This window comes from Parafrankia sp. Ea1.12, assembly GCF_900465275.1.
Lineage (GTDB): Bacteria > Actinomycetota > Actinomycetes > Frankiales > Frankiaceae > Parafrankia > Parafrankia soli.
In genome coordinates, this window is the sequence record NZ_UBIZ01000592.1 from 1 (window position 1) to 5,928 (window position 5,928).

Consider the following 5,928-nt stretch of genomic DNA (forward strand, 5'->3'; position numbering starts at 1 on the left):
GGTAGCGGGTTACCTCGGCGGCGACGGTGGGGGGCAGCCACCCCGCGCCGGTGGTCAACTGTTCGTCCGAGGTCAGCCGGTCGATCGGGGCGATCAGTCGGCAGAGCTCGATCAGCTCGGTGGGGGTCGGCCGGCGCGCGGGGTCCTTCTCCAGGCAGTGGGCCAGAACGTCGCGTACCTGCGGCGGGCAGCCATCCCAGTCGGGCTGCTGGTGCTCGATGCGGTGGAAGACGGCGGCGTCGACGCCGAACGGCGGCCGGCCGGTCAGGGCGTAGTAGGCGGTGGCCCCGAGGGCGAAAATGTCACCGGATCGGTCGAGCTGCGCCCCGCGAACCTGTTCGGGAGCCATGAAGGCGGGTGTTCCGAGGCGCGCTCCGGTCTGTGTCATCGCGGCCGTCGCGGCGTCGAGGGCGCGCGCGACACCGAAGTCGATGACGCGCGGGCCGTCCGCCGCGAGAATGACGTTTCCTGGTTTCAGGTCGCGGTGGATCACCCCGACCCGGTGAATGGACTGCAGGGCCTCCGCGACACCCGCGATCAGCATCAGGACGGTCGTGGCGGGCAGCGCACCCGTCCGTGCCACGGCTATCGCGAGCGACGGGGCGGGGACGTAGGCCGTGGCGATCCACGGGCGCACCGCGTCGGGATCGGCGTCGATGACCGGAACCGTGTAGGGGCCCTGCACCCGCTGTGCGATCGCGACCTCTTTCGCGAACCGGGCGCGGAAGTCGGGGTCGGCGGCGAACTCCGGACGGACCACCTTGACCGCGAGCGGTCGTCCGCCGGGGGTGTGTGAGAGGTACACGGCGCCCATGCCGCCCTCGCCGATCCGGGCCCGCAGCGGGTAGCCGCTGATCTCGTCCGGGTCGTGCGCGGTGAGCGGGGTGAAGACGGCGTCCCAGGCACGGGTGAACGTTCCGCCCGCCGCCGACGTCCCGCGTGTCGGCGTCTCGGGTGGGAGGGACGCGGGTTGCGGTGCGTGGCCACCGGATGGCGGCGGGTGCGGGTCGCTTCCCACCGTCCTCGGTGGCGTGCTGCGCATCATGCCCTCCGGATGCCGGCCCGCTTCGGTTCCGGCATGCCGGCTGAGACCGCCGGAACCGGATGAAGATCGTCAAAACCAGTCGAGACTGCAGAAACCGGTCGAGATCATCGGAAAATGCCGATCTTCATCATATTGGCCGGTCAGTGGGCGGCCAGCGGAGGGTGGAGCCCCGGGACGCGCTACCGGGGCGCGTGCGGCTCCTGACCGGCCGCCGGCGCCGGGGCTTCCGCCGGACGTTCCAGGCGCGGCCAGATGTCCGGTTGTGACCCGTCGACGTCGGTGAAGCCGTACTCGGCCGCGAGCTGGCCGGAGGTCACCGAGCGCTGGTTCCAGCGGGCCCGTCCCGGATCGGCGGCCAGCGCGGCGACGGCGCGCCCGACATAACGCGGCGACTCGGAGAACGCGAAGTCCGGCGGAGCACCGCCGGTCGGAGCGCCGCCGGTCGGAGCGCCGCCGGTCGAGGCGCTGTCGGGCGGGGCGAGGGCGTCGCGCCAGGTCTCCTCGGTGACGCCGAACGCCTCGAGCATCATCTCCGAGCGCAGCCAGCCGGGCGTGACGGCGACGGCGGTCCCGCCGTGCGGGGCGATCTCGTGGCCCTGCGAGAAGGCGAGCCGGTTCACGGCGACCTTGGCGAGGTCGTAGTACACGGAGATCCGGTAGTTGGCCGCGTTGTAGTCCGTCGTCCCGTCGGTCACCTCGACGACCAGCCCGCCCGGGCGGTCGATCAGCAGCGGGAGCAGGTGGTGGGAGGTGATCAGGTGGGTGTCCACGGCGAGCCGCAGGATGCGCATCCCGCGGTCGAGGCCGTGTTCCCAGACCGGCGTGTCCCACTCGCTCGGCCCGCCCTTGAGGACCTCGCCGCCCCAGATGTCGTTGACGAGCACGTCGAGGTGCCCGTGCTCGGCGCGGACGCGGTCGGCGAGCCGCCGCACCTGCTCCGGGTCCAGATGGTCGACGGGGACGGCGATGCCGGCACCACCGAGCCCGGTGACGAGCTCCGCGGTCTCCTCGATCGTCTCGGCGCGGTCGTAGTCGGAGCGCAGGACGCCCGTCCTGCTGCTGCGGCCGGTGCAGATGACGGTGGCGCCGGCCTCACCGAGGGCCGCCGCGATCCCGCGACCCGCGCCGCGGGTGGCACCGGCGACGACGGCCACGCGCCCGCGAAGGGCGCTCCTGTCGGGAGCCCAGGGCGTGCGGACCGCCGCGGCCGCCGTGCGGACCGTCGCGGGTGGTGTCGCCTGCGCGGACATGGGCCCGAATATGCCAGCGGGCGGGTCAGTGGCGGAACTGGACCGGATCGACGGCGAGCCGGTTCGTGGCCGCCCAGTCCCGGCCCCACTCCCACATCGCCTGCAGCACCGGGCCGAGGGACCGGCCCTGCGCCGTCAGCGCGTACTCGACGTGCGGCGGTGCCGTGCTGACGGGTATCCGGTCGACGATTTGGATCGCCTCGAGCTCCCGCAGCCGCTGCGCCAGCATCTTCTCGGTGATGTCGGGGATGAGCCGGCGCAGCTGTGCGAACCGTAGCCGGTCGTGTTCCTTCAGATGGGCGAGGACGACCGGCGTCCACTTCCCGCCGATGACGTCGACCGTGACCTCGACGTGGCAGTGATAGCTGCGGCCGGGCCGCGCCGTGCCCGGGGGCTGGGGCGTGTCCGGGGACATCGTCACCACTCCTCACCACTCCTCGCGGGACGCCGTGCCCGCATGGTACGCACTTTTTTGTGCGTACCCCGGGGATCGCCTATGCCAGGTTTCCCGCTGATAGTTTCGGGTTCTCCCCAGTCGCCGGAGGTGAAAAGGTGATCCGGCTGTGATCGTCGAGTACATCCGATACCGGATACCGGAACACAGCACTGACGAGTTCGAGAAGGCGTATTCGCGAGCCGCAGCGGTGCTCGAGTGGTCGCGGAACTGCCTGTCGTTCGAGCTCACCCGCTGCGTCGAGACGAACGTCCAGTACATCCTGCGCATTCAGTGGGATTCGGTCGCCGGTCATCTGGACGGCTTCCGGCGGAGCGCGGAGTTCCGTGAGTTCCTGGCGCAGATCGGGCCGTACGTCGAACACATCGAGGAGATGCAGCACTATTCTCCCACGGCGGTCGCCGGGCGGGGCGGGGGAGCACCCGAGCCGCCCACCCTTTACGAATGGGCCGGCGGCGCCGAGGCCTTCGAGCGGCTCCTTACCCGTTTCTACGAGACCGTCGTCGAGGACGACCTTCTCGCGCCGCTGTTCGCGGGCATGAATCCGGCGCACGCCCACCACGTGGCGATGTGGCTCGGCGAGGTTTTCGGTGGCCCGGCCGAGTACACCGAGAAACGCGGCGGGTACGAGAACATGCTCGCCCACCACGTCGGCAGGGCCATCACCGAGCCGCAGCGCCGACGGTGGGTGAGCCTGCTCGTCGACGCGGCGGACGAGGTCGGGCTGCCGGGCGATCCCGAGTTCCGGGCGGCGTTCATGGGCTATGTCGAATGGGGCACCCGCCTCGCCGTCGAGAACTCCACGCCCGGCGCCACACCCATGCCGCACGCGCCGGTTCCGCGTTGGGGCTGGGGCGTAGCGCCGCCCTGGCAGCCATCCTGAGCCGCTTTCAGTCGGTGGGTGGTGGCGGCGGTGCCGCTCGCGCGAGCCGGCCGGCAAGCTCGCGGACGCGGTCGACGAGCTCGTGCGGTTCGAGCACGTCGAAGTCCGCGTCGACGAGGCTGAGGTAGATCGCGAGCGCGTCCAGCGAGTTGGAACCCGTCCGGACCAGGCAGCTCTCGTCGTCGAGTGCCTCGATCACGGCGGAGGTCGGGCTGAGCGATGCGGCGATCACCCCGGCGGGTGCATGGTAGCGCACGCGGGCCTGGTACCGGTACCCGGCGGTGGAGACCGACCAGGACGTGTACGCCTGGATGTCGTCCGCGGGTGGGTCCCGGGGGGTGAACCTCGGGCCGGTCGGGGTCTTCGGCGCGATGCGGTCGAGGCGGAAGTTGCGCCAGGCGCCACGGCCGACGTCCCAGGCGATGAGGTACCAGCGCCACCCGGTGTGGACGAGGGTGTGCGGTTCGGCGATCCGCGCGGTCGGTGTCCCGTTGTGGTCGCGGTAGTCGAACCGCAGCTGCTGGTTCTCGCGGCAGGCGGTCGCCACGGCCATCAGGACGTCCGGGTCGACGGCCGCGGGATTCGTGCCACGCAGGGACACTGTGACCGAGTGTAGCGCCAACACCCGGTGCCGAAGCCGGGTCGGCAGGACCTGCTCGAGCTTCGTCAGCGCACGGATGGCGGACTCGGCGATGCCCTCGACCGAGCCGCCGGCGGCGGTGCGCAGGCTCACGGCGACGGCGACGGCCTCGTCGTCGTCGAGCAGCAGGGGCGGCAGCTGGGCACCCGCGCCGAGGCGGTAGCCACCGGCCGTGCCGGGTGCGGCGTGCACGGGGTAGCCGAGGCTGCGCAGCTTGTCGACGTCCCGCCGGACGGTGCGGGCGGTGACCCCGAGCCGGTCGGCCAGGTCCGCCCCGGACCAGTCTCGGTGGGTCTGCAGCAGCGAGAGCAGCCGGAGCAGGCGGGCCGAGGTCTCGAGCATGTCCCGAGTCTGCCGTGGCCAGCGGACAGCTTCGGTCCGCGATCGGCCGCTTCTCGTCGGATGCTTTACGACTGATCCGGTTGATTGTCCGGAAAGTGGTAGGGCCGCATGAGGCCACAAGTGGACACATGTCACGTTCCCGGGCCCGGCGTGATCCCGTGGATCGGGGGGATGGCCCAGAAGACGCCACGAACCCTGACCGGTCAGCTACCTTCCCCTACATGCGCGGTCTGGGGCGTGGTGGATCATCACTTTCCGAGATGGGACCGTCGCGGTGCGAGGAGGTCTGATATGTGTCATCTGTTCGCGATGAGCAGCGGCGGCGAGCGGATCCAGGCGACCTTCTGGCTGCTGGACGCGCCAGACAGCCCGCGGGCCCAGACCCGCCGTCCCCCGGACGGCGCGGGCTTCGGCTTCTTTGACGACGAAGGCCGGCCCGAGGTGGTCAGGCAGGCGATTCGTTCCCGCGCCGACACGGCGTTCGCCCGCGAGGCGCAGCAGGTCACGTCGTCGACGTTCGTCGCGCATGTGCGGCACGCCTCGACCGGGCGGGTCGATGACCGCAACACACACCCATTCGTCCAGGATGGTCGGATCTTCGCCCACAACGGGGTCATCGAGGGGCTGGGTAAGCTCGACGCAGAGCTTGGCACGACATGCTCCGGCGTGCTCGGCGACACCGACTCGGAGCGCTACTTCGCCCTGGTCACCCGCGAGATCGCGGCGCGGGACGGCGACGTCGCGGCGGGCATCACGGCCGCGGCGAACTGGATCGCAGAGAACCTGCCGCTCTACTCGATCAACATGATCCTGGCCAGCGGGGACGATCTGTGGGCGCTGCGGTATCCCGACACGAATGGTCTGCATGTGCTCCAGCGGGCCCCGGGCGGGCGTAACAACCGTCACCTGGATCACGCCAGCCCGTTCAGCGAGATCCGGGTCCGCTCGGTCGACCTGACGACCCGCCCCGCGGTGGTCGTCGAGAGCGAGCGGATGGACGAGGACCCACGGTGGCGGCTGATGGCCAGCGGGGAACTGCTGCACGTCGGCCCGGGCCTCAAGGTGACGTCCAGCATCGTCGTGGCCGGCCCGCCGGCGCATCCGCTGACCCTCGACGACCTTCGTCCCGAGGCGGCCGCGTCGCAGACGACCGCCGTCCCCGACCTCCCGGTCTCGGCCTGAGCGCGGGCACGGTCTGAGCTCGAAAAGCCTGCCCCACCAGGGATGCCGGTCTGGCGGGGCGGCCGGGTGGCGCGAGCGGGGGCCGCAGCTGTCCACAGCTCTCCACACACTTTCCACAAGTTATCCACAGGC

The 5,928-nt window shown here is 71.1% G+C and carries 6 protein-coding genes; 2 read left to right on the plus strand and 4 right to left on the minus strand.

Annotation, left to right across the window (positions count from 1 at the left end; genetic code table 11):
- From FMEAI12_RS32545 to FMEAI12_RS32555, 3 genes are all read right to left on the minus strand, one after another.
- Window positions 1-1,042, minus strand: a 1,042-nt coding sequence (locus FMEAI12_RS32545; RefSeq protein ID WP_146776823.1) for a serine/threonine-protein kinase, incomplete at its 3' end; no start/stop codon positions are given.
- 182 nt (window positions 1,043-1,224) lie between these two features.
- Window positions 1,225-2,295, minus strand: a complete 1,071-nt coding sequence (locus FMEAI12_RS32550; protein ID WP_112109003.1) for an SDR family oxidoreductase — start codon at window positions 2,293-2,295, stop codon at window positions 1,225-1,227.
- Window positions 2,296-2,320: 25 nt separating this feature from the next.
- On the minus strand, window positions 2,321-2,710 hold the full coding sequence (locus tag FMEAI12_RS32555) for a helix-turn-helix domain-containing protein (protein WP_112109007.1): 390 nt from the start codon (window positions 2,708-2,710) through the stop codon (window positions 2,321-2,323).
- A gap of 148 nt (window positions 2,711-2,858) precedes the next feature.
- On the opposite strand from FMEAI12_RS32555, the gene FMEAI12_RS32560 reads away from it, so the two are divergent.
- Entirely contained in the window at window positions 2,859-3,632 is a 774-nt protein-coding gene (locus FMEAI12_RS32560) for an antibiotic biosynthesis monooxygenase (protein ID WP_112109004.1), read from the plus strand.
- Window positions 3,633-3,639: 7 nt separating this feature from the next.
- Here FMEAI12_RS32560 and FMEAI12_RS32565 read toward each other — a convergent pair whose 3' ends face one another.
- Window positions 3,640-4,614 (minus strand): YafY family protein, encoded by a 975-nt coding sequence (locus FMEAI12_RS32565; protein WP_112109005.1) that lies wholly within the window; start codon window positions 4,612-4,614, stop codon window positions 3,640-3,642.
- 291 nt (window positions 4,615-4,905) lie between these two features.
- Here FMEAI12_RS32565 and FMEAI12_RS32570 point away from each other — a divergent pair, with 291 nt between their 5' ends.
- Window positions 4,906-5,796, plus strand: a complete 891-nt coding sequence (locus tag FMEAI12_RS32570; protein WP_112109006.1) for a class II glutamine amidotransferase — start codon at window positions 4,906-4,908, stop codon at window positions 5,794-5,796.
- Window positions 5,797-5,928: the final 132 nt, after the last annotated feature.